The organism is Peribacillus sp. NPDC097295 (assembly GCF_044761665.1).
Classification (GTDB): domain Bacteria; phylum Bacillota; class Bacilli; order Bacillales; family DSM-1321; genus Peribacillus.
Genome location: NZ_JBIWCW010000017.1, coordinates 21,158 through 40,005, shown reverse-complemented (window position 1 = coordinate 40,005; position 18,848 = coordinate 21,158). Strand labels below are relative to the sequence as shown.

Genomic DNA, 18,848 nt, shown 5'->3' with positions numbered 1-18,848 from the left:
CGATTGTTCTTTTCTAGAGGAATCGTTAAACCGTAAATTTTTTACCGAGTATTGGAACCGCAAACATGAATGACTTTTCAGAACATTTCTACTGAAACCATGATTCTTAGGAGGAAAAAAAATGAAAAAGCGTAAATTTGGTCTAGCTCTTTCGCTTGTTCTTGCTGCTGGTACAATATTGGGGGCTTGTGGTAATTCAGAGGATGATGATAAAGACACTTCTTCGGGAAAAGAAAAGAAAGATAATTTTACAGTAGCAATGGTTACTGATACTGGTGGAGTGGATGATGAATCATTCAACCAATCCGCTTGGGTAGGAATTCAGGATTTCGGAAAAGAAAATAATTTGGAAAAAGGCAAGGACGGATACAATTATCTTCAATCTAAATCCGATGCTGATTATGCAAAGAACTTGAACACACTTGTCCGTGAAGATTACAGCCTTATCTATGCAATTGGTTTTCTACTAGCTGAGTCAGTTGAAGAGGTAGCTGACCAACGTCCTGATTCACATTTTGCTATCGTTGATACTGAAGTTAAGAAACCAAATGTTGCGAGTATTAATTTCAAAGAACAGCAAGGTTCATTCTTGGTTGGGGTAATTGCTGGACTTCAAACGAAAACTAACAAAGTCGGTTTTATCGGCGGAGTTGAATCCGAATTAATCAAAAAATTCGAAATCGGATTCAAAGCTGGTGTATTGGCTGTTAATCCGAAAGCAAAAGTAGAAGCCAAGTATGCCGGGGATTTCAATAAGGCTGATCTTGGTAAAACTTATGCTGCAACTATGTATAATGCAGGAGCTGATATTATTTATCATGCTGCTGGCGGTACAGGTAAAGGTGTATTTACAGAAGCTGTGGAACAAAAACAAAAAGATCCTAAGAGAGAAATTTACGTTATCGGTGTAGATAGTGACCAAGTTAAGCTGGGCGATGTTCCAGGAACAGATGAAAACATTACATTAACATCCATGATCAAACGTGTTGATATTGCCGTTAAAGACCTTGCTACAAAAGCTAAGGATGGAAAATTCCCTGGCGGAGAAAAAATTGAGTACGGTATTGAAGAGAATGGTGTAGGCATTTCAGATTCGAAAGAAAACGTATCTGAAGAAGCTTTAAAAGCAGTTGAAGAGTGGACAGCAAAAATCAAATCGGGTGAATTGGTTGTTCCAGGTACTGAAGATGAATTCAAAAAATTTCAAAAATAATTATAGTCAATAAGATTGAGAGGGAGTAGGAAACATTTTTTCCTATTCCTTCTTTTCCCCGAAAACGTCTGACGGTTTAAAAAATTGAATGAAAGACTATGAAAGAATCATAGTTTATCATTTGGTTTTTTCTAATAAGGTCAAATCAAGCGGGATGAACCAATCTTCTAGTTAAGTATTATATACACTCATTTTAGGGGTTGATTATACGTGAAATATGTAATTGAGATGTTAAATATCCGAAAGGAATTTCCTGGAATTGTCGCTAATGATAATGTGACCCTTCAAGTAAAAAAAGGGGAGATACACGCATTATTAGGTGAAAATGGTGCGGGAAAATCGACATTGATGAATGTTTTGTTTGGTCTTTACCAGCCAGAACAGGGTGAAATTCGGGTGGATGGAAAACCTCACAAAATCACTAGTCCGAATATTGCAAATGACTTAGGGATTGGGATGGTCCATCAGCATTTTATGCTTGTTGATCCTTTTACTGTCACTGAAAATATCATTTTGGGTAAAGAGCCTTCAAAGGCCGGGAAAATCGATTTAAAAGAAGCGAGTAAGGAAGTTAGGAAACTATCAGAACAATACCAGCTTCGGGTTGACCCTAATGCGAAAATTGCTGATATTTCGATAGGCATGCAACAACGTGTCGAAATATTAAAGACACTATACCGTGGAGCAGAGATTCTAATATTCGATGAACCTACTGCCGTGTTGACACCTCAAGAGATAAAAGAGTTGATAACCATTATGAAGGCCCTTGTTAAAGAAGGAAAGTCAATCATATTAATCACGCACAAACTTAAAGAAATCATGGAGGTTTGTGATCGAGTGACAGTCATCCGGAAAGGCCAGGGAATTGGAACTGTTACCGTCAGTGAAACAAACCCAAATGAACTGGCTAGTTTAATGGTTGGTCGGGAAGTCCTTTTTAAAACGGAGAAAATTGAGGGCACCCCAACAGATGTCGTTTTAGATGTAAAAGGACTTGAAGTGAAGGATGCCAGGGGAGTTTCAGCCGTCAGCAACCTGAATTTAACAGTGCGTGCGGGAGAGATTGTCGGCATCGCTGGTGTGGATGGAAATGGACAATCCGAACTCATTGAGGCTTTGGCCGGTTTGAGGAAAACGACAGCTGGTAGCATTCAATTGAACGGCAAGGAAATTCGGAACCTTAAGCCTCGCAAAATTACGGAATCAGGAGTTGGGCATATTCCGGAAGACCGGCATAAGCATGGTCTGGTCCTCGATTATAGCATTGGAGAAAACATGGTCTTGCAAACGTATTATCAACGCCCTTTTTCCAAAGGTGGAATCTTGAATTCAAAAAAAATATTCGAAAAAGCGCGTTCTTTGATTAAGTCATATGATGTTCGTACTCCAAGTGAATATACACCTGCAAGGGCATTATCCGGAGGGAACCAGCAAAAGGCCATTATCGGCAGGGAAGTTGATAGAAATCCAGATTTATTGATTGCCGCGCAGCCAACTCGGGGACTCGATGTTGGAGCGATTGAATTTATTCATAAACGACTGATTGAACAACGTGATGCGGGCAAGGCGATCCTTCTCATATCATTCGAATTGGATGAAATCATGAATGTTAGTGATAAAATTGCCGTTATATACGAGGGAGAAATCGTTGCCCTTGTCAATCCTAAAGAAACGACAGAACAAGAGCTTGGTCTACTTATGGCAGGCAGTAAACGGACGGAAGCAGGTGTAAAAACAACATGACGAAGGACAAAATCAAGAAATATTTATCTAAATACTTATCTACATTACTCAATCCGGTGATAGCGGTCATCCTCGGTTTAATTGTCGGGGCTATCATCATGCTTGCCAGTGGATACGATCCTGTTGCCGGTTATGGGTCCATGATCGGTGGCATTGTCGGGGATTCTTATTATGTGGGAGAATCAGTCAGGACGATCATTCCTTATATTCTTACCGGTTTGGCAGTCGCTTTTGCTTTTCGTACCGGTCTATTCAATATCGGTGTTGAAGGACAATTAATCGTAGGCTGGCTGGCTGCAGTGTGGGTAGGAATTGCTTTTGAACTTCCTGGAATCATTCATTTACCTTTAGCGATTTTAGCAGGGGCCGCTGCAGGAGCTCTATGGGCATTCATCCCAGGTTATTTAAAAGCGAAGTTTCGGGTACATGAAGTAATCGTTTCTATCATGCTAAATTATACGGCCTTATATGTAACGAACTATTTAATCCGGAACGTATTGACGGACAAGCTGGATAAGACTGAGAGAATTGCTGACTCTGCATCTCTTCGTTCACCATTCTTTGAAAGCATTACCGATTATTCCCGGATGCATTGGGGAATTGTCATAGCCATTATATGTGTGATCATCATGTGGTTCATCCTAGAGAAAACCAAAACGGGTTTTGAGCTGAAAGCGGTTGGATTTAATCAGCACGCATCCGAGTATGCAGGGATGAGTGTTAATAAGAACATTATCCTATCCATGGTCATTTCAGGTGCGTTTGCTGGTCTTGCTGGTTCTATGGAAGGTTTGGGAACGTTCGGCTATGCCGCCGTCAAGGGTGGGTTCACGGGCATGGGCTTTGACGGTATCGCAGTCGCGTTACTCGGGGCAAATACGGCCATTGGTGTTGTCCTTGCAGCCTTATTATTTGGGGGGCTAAAGGCCGGGGCATTGAACATGCCTCTTGAAACAGGCATACCTAGTGAAATTGTAGATATTGTCATTGCATTGATCATCTTCTTCGTAGCATCCAGTTATTTTATTCGTTGGATTGCCAATCGGTTTAAGAAAGGGGTGAAATAAGTGGACTTTTATCAAGTATTACAAATTATTGTACCATCTATGATTGCTTTAGCTGCTCCGCTTATATTCACGGCACTTGGTGGAGTATTTTCTGAACGGGCTGGCGTCATAAATATTGGATTGGAAGGTCTTATGGTCATCGGTGCTTTTACCGCGATTGTATTTAACTTAACTTTTGCCGATGTGTTTGGCGGTTGGACCCCTTGGCTAGCGGTTTTAGCGGCTATGGTTACAGGTTTGTTATTCTCGGTACTCCATGCGGTTGCATCGATTACCTTCAGGGCTGACCAAACTGTAAGCGGGGTCGCCATTAACTTATTAGCGGTCGGGCTCACAATGTTTCTAGTCAAGTTGATTTATGATAAAGGACAAACAGACCGTATTAAAGAGACTTTTCCGAGGGTTGATGTCCCGCTATTAAGCGATATTCCATTTATCGGCCCAATCTTTTTCTCAAATGGATATTATATCGTCTATATAGCCATTTTAATCGCATTTGTCGTATGGTATATCCTTTATAAAACACCATTTGGTTTACGCATCCGTGCTGTAGGGGAGCATCCTATGGCCGCTGATACGATGGGTGTCAATGTTACAAAAATTCGCTATGCAGGCGTTCTTCTCTCAGGTGCTTTTGGGGGAATTGGAGGAGCCATATATGCTACCATCTTTTCTAATGAATTCAACCATGCAACCATTAATGGTCAAGGGTTCATGGCTATTGCAGCAATGATTTTTGGTAAATGGCATCCAATCGGGGCAATGGGAGCGGCGCTATTTTTCGGACTGGCTCAAAGCTTGAGTATTGTAGGATCAAGCCTGCCATTCTTTAAAGATATTCCATCCGTTTATTTGTTAATCGCACCTTATGTGCTTACAATCATTGCATTAACCGGATTTATTGGTCGGGCAGATGCACCTAAAGCATCGGGTCAGCCGTACATCAAGGGAAATAGATAATAGTTTGACCGGTCAGCGGCTTTCATTGCTGACCTTTTTTTATGTTAGTGAATGTTTTGGAAAAAAAGTAGTTGCAACTTGCATGAATTTTCCTTTCGCATGTATATTTTAAGGAGATGTTTAAAAGGTAACGTATCTACAAACAATAACTTAATAAGATTGAATTTCATATTGAGGAGGATTAATCCATGTCTATTGCATCCGATACAGTTACAGAAAAAAGCGGATATAAGCTGCACATTGTCCGGACGGATAAATATAAAACAAACACTCTCGTGTTGAAAATGAAGGCACCCTTGAAAAAGGATTCCGTTACATACCGTGCTTTATTGCCATATGTGCTGCAAAGCAATACAAGTAAATATCCGACTACGCCCGAACTCAGGTCTTATTTAGATGATTTATATGGAGCTGGATTTTACGTCGATGTAGCTAAAAAAGGGGAATATCAAGTCGTGAGCTTTACGATTGATATCGTCAATGAAAAGTTCCTGAGTGATTCGACCCCCCTTCTAGAAAAGGCTTTCGCTTTGTTATCTGAAGTGATCTTTCATCCTAAAACAAACGGAGAGGAGTTCGATGCCAAGACGGTTACTAATGAAATCAGGTCGTTAAGGCAGCGCATCCAGTCAATTTATGATGATAAGATGAGGTACTCCGCTACTCGACTTGTCGAGGAAATGTGCAAAGACGAGCCATATGCAATGGACGCGAGTGGCAATTTACAAGACTTGGAGACGATCACTCCGAAATCACTTTTTACTTATTATGAAAAAGTGCTGGCTGAGGATGAAATTGATCTGTATGTCATTGGAGATATCGACGAATCAGAAGTCGAAGAATTGGCTGACCGTTATATTTCTCTACCCGAGCGTGTACCGGGCCAACTGCAAAGAACTGTAGGAAAAGAAGTTGCGAAGGAACAGGAAATCATTGAGAATGCCGATGTGAAACAAGGGAAGTTAAATATGGGGTATCGAACGCATATTTCGTATGGCGATCCCGACTACTATGCCCTCCAGCTGTTTAATGGAATTTTTGGTGGCTTTTCACACTCGAAACTTTTCATCAATGTCAGGGAGAAAGCAAGCCTGGCTTATTACGCTGCTTCAAGACTTGAAAGCCATAAAGGCCTTCTAATGGTGATGGCTGGCATCGAAAATGAAAACTATAAACAGGCGATAGATATCATTCATGAACAAATGAACGAAATGAAACAAGGGAATTTTTCGGAAGAGGAATTGGAACAAACGAAAGCGGTCATTAAAAACCAGCTTCTTGAAACCATTGATGTATCAAGGGGATTAGTCGAAATTCTATATCATAATGTCCTCTCGGGGCAAGATATCTCCCTCGATGAATGGTTTGCAAAAACGGAACAGACAACAAAGGAAGAAATCATCAAAGTCGGTCAAAAGATCCAGCTTGATACAATTTACTTCCTATCTGGAACGGAGGTGCAGGAATAATGGAGAAAATTGAATTCTCTCAACTAAAAGAAGAGCTTTATCATGAAAAAATGGAGAATGGATTGGAGGTATATATTCTTCCGAAAAAAGAGTTTAACAAATCATTCGCCACGTTTACGACAAAGTACGGTTCAGTTGACAGCCATTTCAAACCATTGAACCAAGAAGGATTTACAAAAGTACCAGATGGAATTGCCCATTTCTTAGAGCATAAGTTATTTGAAAAGGAAGATGGAGACGTGTTTCAACAATTCTCTAAGCAAGGCGCTTCAGCAAATGCCTTCACTTCGTTTACAAGGACCGCTTACCTGTTTTCTAGTACATCAGAGTTCGAGAGGAATTTAACGACCTTAATAGATTTTGTCCAGGAGCCTTATTTCTCTGAGAAGACCGTGGAGAAGGAAAAAGGCATTATAGGACAAGAAATTAATATGTATGATGATAATCCTGATTGGCGCTTATATTTCGGTGCGATCGCAAACATGTACCATCAACATCCGGTGAAAATCGACATCGCGGGCACAGTTGAATCTATCGCGGATATTACGAAAGACATGCTTTATGATTGTTACAATACGTTTTATCATCCAAGTAATATGTTGTTATTCGTTGTGGGTCCGGTTGATGTAGAGAATACGATGAACTTGATCCGGGAAAACCAAGCTAGTAAAGACTATCAGCAACAGCCGGAAGTCGAACGGAAATTCGATAAGGAGCCAGATACAGTTGCTAAGGATAAGGACATTTTAAAAATGAATGTTCAAACACCGAAAGTGATGATTGGCATAAAGGCTACCGATGTTCATCAAACTGGCGAACAACTTTTGAAACGCGAGTTGGCAACGAACATCTATCTAGAAATGCTGTTCGGTAAAAGTTCATCCATTCATGAACGCTTGTACGAGGAGGGCTTGATCGATCAAACCTTTTCGTATGATTATACCCAGGAACAAGGATTTGGCTTCGCTTTAATTGGCGGAGACACGGCAAACCCCGAAAAATTAACGAAGTCTTTGCTCGACATCCTTGAACTGTCTAAAAAAGGTACCGGTTTAAGTGAAGAAAGTCTGCAAAGGACGATCAAGAAAAAAATTGGTTCTTTCCTACGCTCTCTGAATTCACCCGAATATATCGCGAATCAATTTACGCGCTATGCTTTCAATGAGATGAATTTATTTGATGTGGTACCAGTATTAGAGAAACTTACAATGGAAGATATCGCACGAATCGCCAATGATCTCATCTCGGAGGAGAGGACGACTGTCTGCGAGGTACTTCCTAAATAACATATAGAGGGGGCATGAAAGTGGAAAAGCGTTTTGCCCTTATAACGGGAGCTAGCGGAGGAATCGGCCGGGAAATTGCTTTAAAACTTGCAGAAGAAAATTATTCACTTTATTTACATTACAATAGCAATGAGGAAGCCATTCATGATCTAATTGAACAACTTCGTCCATTTCAGGTCGAACTCATCCCGATTCAGGCAGATTTGTCTACCGGGGACGGATACAAAAAATTGGTAGGAAATATATTTGCTCTTCATGCCATCGTCCTTAATAGCGGAAATAGTTATTATGGACTCATATCCGACATGAATGAGCAAATCGTCAATGAAATGGTTCAGCTACATGTGACCACCCCTTTTCAATTAACCAAGGAATTGTTGCCTAAATTAATGTATCAAGAAAAGGCGGCTATCGTCGCAGTTACATCCATCTGGGGTCAGACGGGTGCTTCATGTGAAGTGCTTTATTCGATGGTCAAGGGAGGGCAAAATGCCTTTATCAAGGCATTAAGCAAAGAAGTATCATTAAATGGACTTCGTGTAAACGCCGTCGCCCCTGGCGCGATTTCAACTTCCATGCTGGAATCTTTTAATGCTGAGGATTTGGAAATCATTAAAGGGGACATCCCAATGGGCAGGATGGGGAGTGCCAAGGAAGTGGCGGAAGCCGTTTCCTATTTACTTTCTGATAAAGCATCATATATAACTGGGCAGATTCTGGGTGTAAATGGCGGATGGTACACCTGATGATTAAATTTTTTTAAGTTGTATATTTTTTTCGTTTCCTTCACAAAATAGACGTGTACGATTTTGAAGGAAAGGGTGACCACTCATGTCAGTATTAGACAATTGGGATCAATGGAAAAATTTCTTGGGAGATCGACTAAACGAGGGTGAAAAACAAGGCTTAAACGATGAGACTGTCAATAGCTTGGCTTTCGAAATCGGAGATTATCTTGCTAAGCAAGTTGAGCCCCAAAACGACCAAGAGAAAGTGCTTGCAGATCTTTGGTCCGTTGCGAGCGATCAGGAAAAACAGGCTATGGCAAGTGTAATGGTCAAGTTAGTCGAGAACAATGGAACGGAGTAATATCTAAATGCAAAGGGCCCTGTTACCTAGGTAACAGGGCCCTTTGCATTTGTTATATAAAATTTTCCGCTCTCCTTATAGAAAATTGCAGAATTTTATGGGGTTTTTCCTTTTAACTTATCAAGAAATACTATATTATAGAAGCTAGACAATAATCATTTAAAAAGTAAAAAAGATGAAATAGTATGACGGATAAGTAATACTCGATTGTTTGATAAAAGCTTCTAGGCTTAAGGAGTGTTATCGTGGAGAAAAAAGAATGGTATTTTGAATATGAAATTCAAGTTAACCGTCCAGGTTTATTAGGGGACATATCATCCTTGCTCGGTATGCTATCCATTAATATCATCACTATTAACGGTGTCGACCAAGGCAGGCGAGGTTTGCTTTTAAGGACAAATGACAGCCGAAATATAGAGAGATTCGAGTCAATTCTCCATACGATGGATACGATAAAGGTCATTAAACTTAGAGAGCCTAAATTACGCGATCGGCTTGCTGTTAGGCACGGCCGTTATATACAACGTGATGCTGATGAAAAAAACACATTCAGATTTGTACGTGATGAACTAGGATTGCTCGTGGACTTCATGGCCGAACTATTTAAACAAGAAGGTCATAAGTTAATCGGTATTCGAGGAATGCCTCGAGTCGGAAAGACTGAATCGATCGTTGCGTCAAGTGTCTGTGCGAATAAGAGATGGCTGTTTGTGTCTTCTACCCTTTTAAAGCAGACGATTCGCAGTCAACTTATCGAGGACGAGTACAACAATGATAATTTGTTTATTTTAGACGGTATTGTCTCGACCCGTCGTGCCAATGAGAAACATTGGCAGCTTATCCGTGAAATAATGAGGCTGGATGCTGTCAAAGTAATTGAACATCCAGATGTGTTTGTTCAAAATACCGAGTATACTCTCGAAGACTTTGATTATATTATTGAATTAAGAAACAATCCGGAAGAAGAAATTACATATGAAGTTGTGGACCAAAAAGATCATTTTTCAGGGTCGGAATTTGGATCCTTTGACTTTTAAAATGGTAGGTGTTTTATTTGACTGAGTTAGGTAATCGATTAAAGGAAGCTAGGGAAGCCAAAGGGTTTACCTTAGATGATTTACAAGAACTGACGAAGATACAAAAAAGGTATCTTGTAGGGATTGAAGAGGGAAATTATAGTATGATGCCCGGGAAATTTTATGTACGGGCATTCATTAAGCAGTATTGTGAAGCGGTAGGTCTAGAGCCTGAAGACATTTTCGAAGAATTCAAGAGTGACGTGCCTTCTGTTTATAGCGAGGAACTACCTGAGCAGCTTTCAAGGGTACAGACCCGTAAGACGATTCCGGCCAAAGACTCAAAATTCGTAGAGATGTTGCCTAAGATATTAGGGGTCATTGTAGTAATTGGTGTCGCTATATTGATTTGGATACTGGTTTCCAACAGTATGAGCAATTCCGATAGCAACGATAAAAAGAGCGATAAACCGAGTGAAGCCGTTGGATACAATGAAAGCAATGAGTTTAACGAAAAAGAAGAAAAAGCAGATAAGAAGCAGGAAGAAGAAAAAACAGATACGGCTGACAAAAAAGATGACGAAGATAAAGCTGCAGAAAAAGAAGAAGATTCTGAGCAGGAATTATCCGTTGTCAGCTCTAGCGGTAAAAATAGCACGTATGAGTTGAAAGGTTCAGATACCTTCAAATTGAAAGTTACTTCTAAAGGTTCACCATGGGTTGGTATTACGAATGGTGAAGGTAAATTACTTTTCCAAGGAACGATCAAGGACAAGGATAGTCAAGAAATAGATTTTACAGACGAAAAAGAAGCTGTCATCAATGTTGGTAGAGCAAATGAAACGGAAATATTTGTGAATGACGAAAAGCTTAAGTATACTATTTCACCAAATGATATGACTACGCAATTGGTTACGATACAATTTACGAAAGCGGAATAGTCATCTCTTAGATGACTATTTTTCTCTTTTATTTTTCATTTAGAAATGGAAAAGGAAACCCGGCATACATCAATTGATTTTGAGGTAAAATTATACATAGGGATAACTTGGCCATAGGCCACTTAACAATGATGGAAGCGCATTGCCGATAAGCAGGCGTACATTTTGGAGGTTAAAAGTTTGAATCTGCCTAATAAGATTACAGTAGCAAGAATCTGTCTAATTCCAGTTTTTTTAATCATCATGCTCGTACCTTTTTCATGGGGAACGCTTACTTGGGGAGAGTACACATTGCCGGTATCACATTTAGCGGGGGCTATACTTTTCATCATAGCTTCTACAACGGATTGGATCGATGGTCACTTTGCAAGAAAATATAATTTGGTTACCGATTTAGGGAAGTTTTTAGATCCATTGGCCGATAAGCTACTCGTTTCGGCCGCGTTGATTGTTTTGGTTGATTTGAATTTGATGTATGGCCAGTCTTGGATTGCCATCGTCATTATCAGTCGGGAATTTGCCGTTACTGGTTTACGCCTGGTTTTAGCCGGTACTGGTGAAGTGGTCGCGGCCAACCAGCTAGGTAAAATTAAAACGTGGGCACAAATAGTATCGATATCAGCCTTATTGCTTCATAACCTGCCCTTTGCGTTCATTTCGATTCCATTTGCGAATATTACTCTATGGATAGCACTTATCTTTACAATATGGTCCGGTGTCGATTATTTTGTCAAAAACAAGCAAGCTTTTATCAATTCTAAGTAATGAAGGGGTCGTTGATATGGATGCAGAAATCATTGCAGTAGGCTCTGAACTTCTTTTGGGGCAAATTAACAATACAAACGGAAAGTTTCTATCGCAACAGTTTGCCGAAATGGGTATCAATGTCTTTTATCATACAGTTGTTGGCGATAATGATCGTCGTCTACAACAAGCCATAGAGATTGCCGAATCACGGGCTAACTTAATTGTCTTTACTGGTGGCCTTGGTCCAACTAAGGATGATCTAACGAAGGAGACGATTTCTCGCCATATTGGCAAAAAACTCGTCTTTGATGAGGATGCACTACAGTCCATAGAAGCGTACTTTCAAAAACGTGGCCGTCCAATGACTGAAAATAATAAAAAGCAGGCCCTTGTCTTGGAGGGCTGCGAGGTGTTGGTGAACAATCATGGCATGGCTCCGGGAATGGTATTGTCTAAATCTGGAATTACATATATGTTGCTTCCTGGTCCTCCAAGCGAAATGGAGCCAATGTTCGTAAACCACGGATATGAAGCAATCATGAAAAGACTTGAAAAGCATGAACGAATTGATTCCAAGGTGCTTCGTTTTTATGGAATAGGAGAAGCGGAGCTAGAAACGGTGATTGAAGATCTTCTCGTAAACCAAACGAATCCAACAATTGCCCCCCTTGCAGCGGAAGGGGAAGTGACGCTAAGGATTACAGCTAAAGAAACGTCAAAAGAAAAATGTGAAGAGCTTATTTCAGCAGCGGAGAAGGAAATCCTTAACCGGGTCGGCCAGTATTATTATGGAAGTGATAATACTTCGCTCATAAAAGAACTGGTTAAAGAGTTAACGGTAAGAAAGCTTTCGATAGCGGTGGCGGAAAGCTTAACCGGCGGTATGTTTCAAGAGCAGTTGACGACGATACCAGGGGCAGGAAAAGCGTTTAAAGGCGGTATAGTCAGTTATACGAACGATGCAAAGGCGAATGTCTTGGGCGTAAGTGAAGAGACTATTTCAAATCATGGCGTCGTCAGTGGAGAGTGTGCTATGGAAATGGCCTCTAACGTCCGGAAAAAGCTTGATGCGGATGTAGGCATTAGTTTTACTGGCGTTGCAGGGCCGGATGAACAAGAGGGTAAGCCTGTCGGTACAGTATTCATAGGCATTTCCTTTAGAGATGGGGACACCCGCTTCAAAGAGTTGAATTTATCTGGAAGCAGGGCACAAAACCGTGTTCGAAGTGTGAAATATGGCTGTCATTATTTATTGCGGGAATTATAACGTAAAAACAGAGCTCCTTAAAAGGCTCTGTTTTTTTATGTGTTAAGAGTTTTTGTTCTAAGATTTACGGGAAAAGAAGAAAACAGTTTATTTGATAAAAAGGCATTTTATTAGGAGAACTTAAGAAGAAAAGGTAAAATTCATGTAGACGAAATGCTTTTTCATGGAGATTTAACCAAAAGAAATAAACGAATGAATGTTCGATTTTGTGCTTGGCAAAATAGTAAAAAGAGTATATAGTTAAGATAGGTTTTGAGACAAGATATTGATCTTGTCCTCAAACATAGGCTAACGTAAGAACATCTGTAATCGGACTTCCGATTATTTGAATATAGAGGAGGAACTTAAGTGAGTAGTGATCGTCAAGCGGCTTTAGATATGGCGTTAAAACAAATTGAGAAACAATTTGGTAAAGGTTCTGTTATGAAACTTGGAGAACAGTCTGATCGAAGAATCTCAACGATCTCGAGCGGTTCTTTAGCATTGGATGTTGCATTAGGAGTAGGTGGCTTTCCAAGAGGCCGGGTCATTGAGATATATGGACCGGAAAGTTCTGGTAAAACAACTGTTGCATTGCATGCAATAGCAGAAGTACAAAAGACTGGCGGAACGGCTGCGTTTATTGATGCAGAGCATGCCTTAGATCCAGCTTACTCAGAAAAACTTGGCGTGAATATTGATGAATTGTTGCTTTCACAGCCTGATACGGGTGAGCAAGCCCTTGAAATCGCGGAAGCATTAGTGCGAAGTGGCGCTGTTGATATTATCGTTATCGACTCCGTAGCCGCACTTGTTCCTAAAGCGGAAATCGAAGGAGAAATGGGAGATTCCCATATGGGTCTTCAAGCCCGTATGATGTCACAGGCCCTCAGAAAACTCTCTGGTGCAATTAATAAATCCAATACTATCGCAATCTTCATTAACCAGATTCGTGAAAAAATTGGGGTTATGTTTGGGAATCCAGAGACGACTCCAGGAGGTCGTGCACTGAAATTCTATTCAACTGTTCGTCTTGAAGTGCGTCGTGCAGAACAATTAAAACAAGGCAATGAAGTCGTAGGGAACAAAACAAAAATTAAAGTCGTTAAAAATAAAGTTGCCCCACCTTTCCGTCAAGCTGAAGTCGATATTATGTATGGGCAAGGAATTTCCCAGGAAGGCGAAATCATAGATATGGGCGCAGACCTGGATATCGTCCTAAAAAGTGGTTCGTGGTACTCATACAATGATGAACGCGTTGGACAAGGTCGGGAAAATGCGAAATTGTTCCTGAAAGAAAATAAGGAAATCGCTCAGGAGATTTCACAGAAAATCAGAGACCATTATAATCTAGATGGAGAGTTTGAACTTCCAGAAGATGATAAAGAGGAACATCTTGAACTGCTTGATTGATGGTATGAAAGGACCTAAGCTTTTTATGCTTAGGCCTTTTCTATATTCCTTAAGATTGGTAAAGTGGAAAAATTGCAAAAAATTAAGCGGTTTTATAGTCCTCTAGTATGTTAAACTGATACATAATGGCTGTGCATAGTAATAAAACTTGAATAAACCTTGATACACAAGGGACAAAGGCTTGACAATAAAAATTCTCAACTATACAATTAATATGTATATTTTACAATTTTTCAAACTAAAATTTTGAAAATTAAGAGCTGTATATTGAATTTATGTGCAATGTACTTGCCGACAGTTCAACATTTTATGTAAAAGTTCATAGCAAGGGGAGGTGAAACGATGGAACCCATGACAATCATCTTCACTTTGCTTGGCCTAATCGTCGGTGCAGTTGTTGGTTATTTTATTCACAAATCAAAATTTGAGAGTAAAATAGCAGGGGCAAAAGGCTCTGCTGAACATATCCTTGAGGATGCAAAACGTGAAGCGGAAGCGCTTAAAAAAGAAGCCTTGTTGGAAGCAAAAGATGAAATTCATAAGGTTCGTTCTGAATCAGATCGGGAATCCCGTGAAAGAAGGAACGAATTACAAAAACAAGAAAATCGATTATTGCAAAGAGAAGAGAATCTTGATCGGAAGGATGAAACGTTGGATAAACGTGAAAGCCTTTTAGAGAAAAAAGAGGAGTCTCTTAACCAAAGACAACAGCATATTGAAGAGATGGAAAGCAAAGTGGACGAGACGGTACGTAAGCAACAAACGGAGCTTGAACGTGTCTCTGGTTTGACTCGTGAAGAAGCTAAATCGATCATAATAGATCGGACAGAAAATGAGCTTGCTCATGATGTAGCACTTATGATTAAAGAAAGTGATACCCGCGCCAAAGAAGAAGCTGATAAAAAGGCGAAAGAAGTTCTATCTCTAGCCATTCAGCGTTGTGCGGCTGATCACGTTGCAGAAACCACCGTTTCTGTAGTGAATCTTCCAAATGATGAAATGAAGGGACGAATAATCGGACGTGAAGGACGAAATATCCGAACGCTTGAAACGCTGACAGGTATTGACCTTATCATTGATGATACTCCTGAAGCAGTCATCTTATCTGGATTTGATCCAATTAGACGTGAAACGGCACGTTTGGCACTTGAAAAACTAGTTCAGGACGGACGGATTCATCCGGCTCGTATTGAAGAAATGGTTGATAAGGCAAGACGTGAGGTAGATGAACATATTCGTGAAATCGGTGAACAGACAACATTCGAAGTTGGTGTACACGGGCTTCACCCAGACCTTATCAAAATCCTTGGTCGTTTGAAATTCCGTACAAGCTATGGTCAAAACGTACTAAAACATTCTATTGAGGTGGCCCAACTTTCGGGATTACTGGCTGCAGAGCTTGGCGAGGATGAAGTACTTGCCCGTCGTGCAGGTTTATTACATGATATTGGGAAAGCAATCGATCATGAAGTGGAAGGCAGTCACGTTGAAATCGGCGTTGAGTTAGCAACTAAGTATAAAGAGCATCCAACTGTCATCAATAGCATCGCTTCACATCATGGCGACACTGAACCAACGTCTATAATTTCAGTACTTGTAGCGGCTGCTGATGCTTTATCAGCTGCAAGACCAGGTGCAAGAAGTGAAACGCTGGAAAATTATATTAGAAGACTTGAAAAACTTGAAGAGATATCCGAATCCTATGATGGAGTGGAAAAATCCTTCGCGATTCAAGCCGGACGTGAAGTACGGATTCTAGTGAAACCAGAACAAATAGATGATCTTTCGGCACATAAACTCGCTCGTGATATCCGGAAACGGATTGAAGAAGAACTTGATTACCCAGGTCATATAAAAGTAACGGTTATCCGTGAAACTAGAGCGGTAGAATATGCCAAATGATTTGGCTTTGGAGAACGAAGTGGTGAAAACCACTTCGTTTTCATTTTTTTGTATGAAGCGCTTCAGTGGATACCTCGGTTAAACTGATCACGTGAAATGTATATAGGAAAGGGTTTTAGTATGAAATTGTTATTTATAGGAGATGTAGTGGGATCACTCGGCCGTGATACGGTCAAAGAATATCTCCCGAAACTTAAAGAAAAACATCAGCCTCATATTACAGTGATTAATGGGGAAAATGCAGCAGGAGGCCGGGGAATTACGGAAAAGATTTATCGCAGTTTTCTAGAGTGGGGAGCTCAAGCCGTTACATTGGGAAATCATACGTGGGATAATCGAGATATTTTTTCTTTTATAGATGAAGCGAAGTATCTCGTCCGTCCGGCCAATTTCCCCAAGGGTTCACCAGGCATGGGTCTGAAATATATAAGGGTAAATCAGCAGGAGGTCGCCATCATCAATCTGCAGGCCCGTACATTCATGCCGGCATTGGATTGTCCGTTTCAAAAAGCAGAAGAGCTCGTCAAGGAAGCACAAAAAAGGACACCAATCATTTTTGTTGACTTTCATGGTGAAGCGACAAGTGAAAAACAGGCAATGGGCTGGTATCTCGATGGAAAAGTGACAGCTGTAGTGGGAACTCATACACACGTCCAAACAGCCGATAACCGGGTTTTACCACAAGGAACAGCATACGTATCAGACGTAGGGATGACAGGCCCATATGACGGCATTCTAGGTATGGGAAGAGAGAATGTCATCCATAAGTTCTTGACCGGCCTGCCAGTTCGATTTGAAGTGCCAAAAACTGGCCGTACCTTATTAAGTGCTGTATTGATAGATATTGATATTAAGTCCGGTAAAGCTTTAAAAATTGAGCGGATTTTGATTAACGAAGATAACCCATTTTATAACTGATATGAATGGACAACAGTCAAGGCTGATTGTCCATTTTTAATTTTTCCAGTTGAAAGCATCAGTTAACATGGATTCAATCCATGATTTCAATCTGTATTGCTTCTTAAAAAAAGGAATTATGGCGTTTTATAGTACATGAGTTGCGTCCCTGACCTGTTAAGGGAATTGGGGATATGAGATTTACCAATAATGAATCCTTTTTCGTAAATGGTTGTTGGACAATCCTGGTTTTCTTTGTCATACAAGTTTTCCTAGCTGAATATAGTAGCAGTGGAAAGTGTTATAACTATTGAGCCAAGTTATAATCGGCAGGGAAAACAAGGAGGACTAGGAATGGAAATATTAAAGGTTTCAGCAAAATCTAATCCTAATTCTGTAGCAGGCGCACTGGCGGGAGTTCTCAGAGAAAGAGGAACCGCGGAAATTCAAGCAATCGGTGCAGGTGCGTTAAATCAAGCCGTTAAGGCAGTAGCAATCGCCAGAGGATTTGTCGCACCTAGTGGAGTCGACTTGATTTGTATTCCTGCCTTTACGGATATTCTTATTGATGGCGAAGAGCGGACGGCTATCAAGCTAATCGTAGAACCAAGATAATTTGATAAGTAGATGCCCTGTTTGTCGGATGACAAGCAGGTTATTTTTTGTCCATGACGAAATATAAAGAGTAGAAAGGGGGATGAATGGATGATATTCGATGCACATTGTGATGTTTTAATGAAATTGTTTATGGAACCGGAGATTTCTTTTGTGGATAGCGATAAGTTACATATAACGAAACGTGAGCTCATCGATACAGGTGGAAAGGTTCAGTGCTTTGCAATTTACATTCCTGAACAAGTCCACACAGATATGAGGTTTCAGGCTGCTTTAGCGATGATAGATATATTCCACAAGAAAATCTTGAGCGAACCGGAAATGAAATTTATACGGTCTAGTAAGGATATCGATACCCTTAAGGAAAAAGAAATTGGAGCCTTGCTGACATTAGAAGGCTGTGATTGCATTGGAGATGATTTATTAAAGATGAAAACCCTTCTTCAACTGGGGGTTACATCGGTAGGATTAACATGGAATTATGCCAATCTGGTGGCTGACGGTGCTTTAGAAAAAAGGGGAGGGGGATTGACCCGATTTGGAAAAGGTGTTGTGGCATTGTTGAACGAACAATCGGTTTGGTGCGATCTATCCCATTTATCGGAATCCGGTTTTTGGGATACGATGGAAATCGCAAAATTTCCGATTGCTTCCCATTCAAACGCCTATCATCTATGCCCACACCCTCGGAATCTGAAAGACAGCCAAATAAAAGCTATCCTACAAAATAACGGGACTATTGGGGTGACTTTTGTTCCGCAATTTTTATCCAAAGGTGCATCCGCTACGATAAAAGACATCATTAACCACATTGACCATATTTGCAGTTTAGGTGGCGATAAGCAAATTGGCTTCGGATCGGATTTCGATGGAATAGAAGAGATGGTTGATAACTTGACTTCTTATAGGAATTACCAAAATTTAATTAATGAACTTGGTAGACTTTATTCCACTGAATTTGTAAATGGCATTCTTTATGAAAATTTCATCCGCAATTATCCTCGATGATAATGTAATTGTCCTGTGAATGATTTGTAATTCTGACTTTGTTTATTTGAATGAATATTCTGAAAATATAAAAAACAAAAGCAAAAAGGTTGCATTTTATGTATATTATCGATAGAATTGATAAGGATTAGTACACCTTTCAAGCAATAATAGAACGATTATATACATATTGAACGTTCTGGAGAGAGGTACAGTTAAATGCAGTTATAGACGAACGTTCTAAAGGAGTGTAATAC

The 18,848-nt window shown here is 40.3% G+C and carries 17 protein-coding genes; all 17 read left to right on the top strand.

The features are described 5' to 3' along the window. Positions 1-121: 121 nt before the first annotated feature. The 17 genes from ACIQXN_RS18515 to ACIQXN_RS18435 all read left to right on the top strand — a co-directional run bounded on the left by ACIQXN_RS18515 (position 122) and on the right by ACIQXN_RS18435 (position 18,612). On the top strand, positions 122-1,213 hold the full coding sequence (locus ACIQXN_RS18515) for a BMP family lipoprotein (protein WP_402969976.1): 1,092 nt from the start codon (positions 122-124) through the stop codon (positions 1,211-1,213). A 210-nt stretch (positions 1,214-1,423) separates the two neighbouring features. Next, on the top strand, positions 1,424-2,956 hold the full coding sequence (locus ACIQXN_RS18510; protein ID WP_402969973.1) for an ABC transporter ATP-binding protein: 1,533 nt from the start codon (positions 1,424-1,426) through the stop codon (positions 2,954-2,956). Then, positions 2,953-4,023, top strand: coding sequence for an ABC transporter permease (locus ACIQXN_RS18505; RefSeq protein WP_402969971.1), 1,071 nt, complete (start codon positions 2,953-2,955; stop codon positions 4,021-4,023). The genes ACIQXN_RS18510 and ACIQXN_RS18505 overlap by 4 nt, the downstream gene beginning before the upstream one ends. After that, a complete protein-coding gene (locus tag ACIQXN_RS18500) occupies positions 4,024-4,983 on the top strand; it encodes an ABC transporter permease (protein ID WP_402969968.1) in 960 nt (319 codons plus the stop codon). It abuts the gene before it with no gap. Between the two features lie 188 nt (positions 4,984-5,171). Continuing rightward, complete coding sequence (gene yfmF / locus ACIQXN_RS18495) at positions 5,172-6,452, top strand: EF-P 5-aminopentanol modification-associated protein YfmF (RefSeq protein ID WP_402969965.1); 1,281 nt, start codon at positions 5,172-5,174, stop codon at positions 6,450-6,452. Continuing rightward, positions 6,452-7,738 carry an EF-P 5-aminopentanol modification-associated protein YfmH gene (gene yfmH, locus ACIQXN_RS18490; protein WP_402969962.1) on the top strand — a complete coding sequence of 429 codons (1,287 nt, stop codon included), beginning with the start codon at positions 6,452-6,454 and terminating at the stop codon, positions 7,736-7,738. The genes yfmF and yfmH overlap by 1 nt, the downstream gene beginning before the upstream one ends. A 20-nt stretch (positions 7,739-7,758) precedes the next feature. Next, positions 7,759-8,484, top strand: coding sequence for an elongation factor P 5-aminopentanone reductase (gene ymfI / locus ACIQXN_RS18485; protein WP_402969959.1), 726 nt, complete (start codon positions 7,759-7,761; stop codon positions 8,482-8,484). A gap of 85 nt (positions 8,485-8,569) precedes the next feature. Further along, on the top strand, positions 8,570-8,827 hold the full coding sequence (locus tag ACIQXN_RS18480; protein ID WP_402969956.1) for a DUF3243 domain-containing protein: 258 nt from the start codon (positions 8,570-8,572) through the stop codon (positions 8,825-8,827). A gap of 245 nt (positions 8,828-9,072) precedes the next feature. Continuing rightward, complete coding sequence (locus ACIQXN_RS18475) at positions 9,073-9,864, top strand: DUF3388 domain-containing protein (protein WP_402969953.1); 792 nt, start codon at positions 9,073-9,075, stop codon at positions 9,862-9,864. Between the two features lie 8 nt (positions 9,865-9,872). Beyond that, positions 9,873-10,784 (top strand): helix-turn-helix domain-containing protein, encoded by a 912-nt coding sequence (locus ACIQXN_RS18470; protein WP_402969950.1) that lies wholly within the window; start codon positions 9,873-9,875, stop codon positions 10,782-10,784. Positions 10,785-10,964: 180 nt separating this feature from the next. After that, complete coding sequence (pgsA, locus tag ACIQXN_RS18465; protein WP_402969947.1) at positions 10,965-11,549, top strand: CDP-diacylglycerol--glycerol-3-phosphate 3-phosphatidyltransferase; 585 nt, start codon at positions 10,965-10,967, stop codon at positions 11,547-11,549. A 16-nt stretch (positions 11,550-11,565) separates the two neighbouring features. Continuing rightward, positions 11,566-12,798 (top strand): competence/damage-inducible protein A, encoded by a 1,233-nt coding sequence (locus tag ACIQXN_RS18460; RefSeq protein WP_402969944.1) that lies wholly within the window; start codon positions 11,566-11,568, stop codon positions 12,796-12,798. A gap of 348 nt (positions 12,799-13,146) precedes the next feature. Beyond that, positions 13,147-14,190 carry a recombinase RecA gene (gene recA / locus ACIQXN_RS18455; protein ID WP_402969941.1) on the top strand — a complete coding sequence of 348 codons (1,044 nt, stop codon included), beginning with the start codon at positions 13,147-13,149 and terminating at the stop codon, positions 14,188-14,190. A 342-nt stretch (positions 14,191-14,532) separates the two neighbouring features. Then, on the top strand, positions 14,533-16,092 hold the full coding sequence (rny, locus tag ACIQXN_RS18450) for a ribonuclease Y (protein WP_402969938.1): 1,560 nt from the start codon (positions 14,533-14,535) through the stop codon (positions 16,090-16,092). A 120-nt stretch (positions 16,093-16,212) separates the two neighbouring features. After that, positions 16,213-17,010, top strand: a complete 798-nt coding sequence (locus tag ACIQXN_RS18445) for a TIGR00282 family metallophosphoesterase (protein WP_402969935.1) — start codon at positions 16,213-16,215, stop codon at positions 17,008-17,010. A gap of 333 nt (positions 17,011-17,343) precedes the next feature. Continuing rightward, a complete protein-coding gene (spoVS, locus tag ACIQXN_RS18440) occupies positions 17,344-17,604 on the top strand; it encodes a stage V sporulation protein SpoVS (protein WP_191095538.1) in 261 nt (86 codons plus the stop codon). A 90-nt stretch (positions 17,605-17,694) separates the two neighbouring features. Further along, positions 17,695-18,612, top strand: a complete 918-nt coding sequence (locus ACIQXN_RS18435; RefSeq protein ID WP_402969932.1) for a dipeptidase — start codon at positions 17,695-17,697, stop codon at positions 18,610-18,612. The last annotated feature ends 236 nt before the right edge of the window (positions 18,613-18,848 follow it).

Excerpts from the sequence above, each read along its gene's own strand:
- ACIQXN_RS18515 (WP_402969976.1), top strand. The coding sequence starts at position 122 with ATGAAAAAGCGTAAATTTGGTCTAGCTCTTTCGCTTGTTCTTGCTGCT.
- ACIQXN_RS18505 (WP_402969971.1), top strand. The coding sequence starts at position 2,953 with ATGACGAAGGACAAAATCAAGAAATATTTATCTAAATACTTATCTACA.
- yfmF (WP_402969965.1), top strand. The coding sequence starts at position 5,172 with ATGTCTATTGCATCCGATACAGTTACAGAAAAAAGCGGATATAAGCTG.
- yfmH (WP_402969962.1), top strand. The coding sequence starts at position 6,452 with ATGGAGAAAATTGAATTCTCTCAACTAAAAGAAGAGCTTTATCATGAA.
- ACIQXN_RS18480 (WP_402969956.1), top strand. The coding sequence starts at position 8,570 with ATGTCAGTATTAGACAATTGGGATCAATGGAAAAATTTCTTGGGAGAT.
- ACIQXN_RS18460 (WP_402969944.1), top strand. The coding sequence starts at position 11,566 with ATGGATGCAGAAATCATTGCAGTAGGCTCTGAACTTCTTTTGGGGCAA.
- rny (WP_402969938.1), top strand. The coding sequence starts at position 14,533 with ATGGAACCCATGACAATCATCTTCACTTTGCTTGGCCTAATCGTCGGT.
- ACIQXN_RS18445 (WP_402969935.1), top strand. The coding sequence starts at position 16,213 with ATGAAATTGTTATTTATAGGAGATGTAGTGGGATCACTCGGCCGTGAT.
- spoVS (WP_191095538.1), top strand. The coding sequence starts at position 17,344 with ATGGAAATATTAAAGGTTTCAGCAAAATCTAATCCTAATTCTGTAGCA.
- ACIQXN_RS18435 (WP_402969932.1), top strand. The coding sequence starts at position 17,695 with ATGATATTCGATGCACATTGTGATGTTTTAATGAAATTGTTTATGGAA.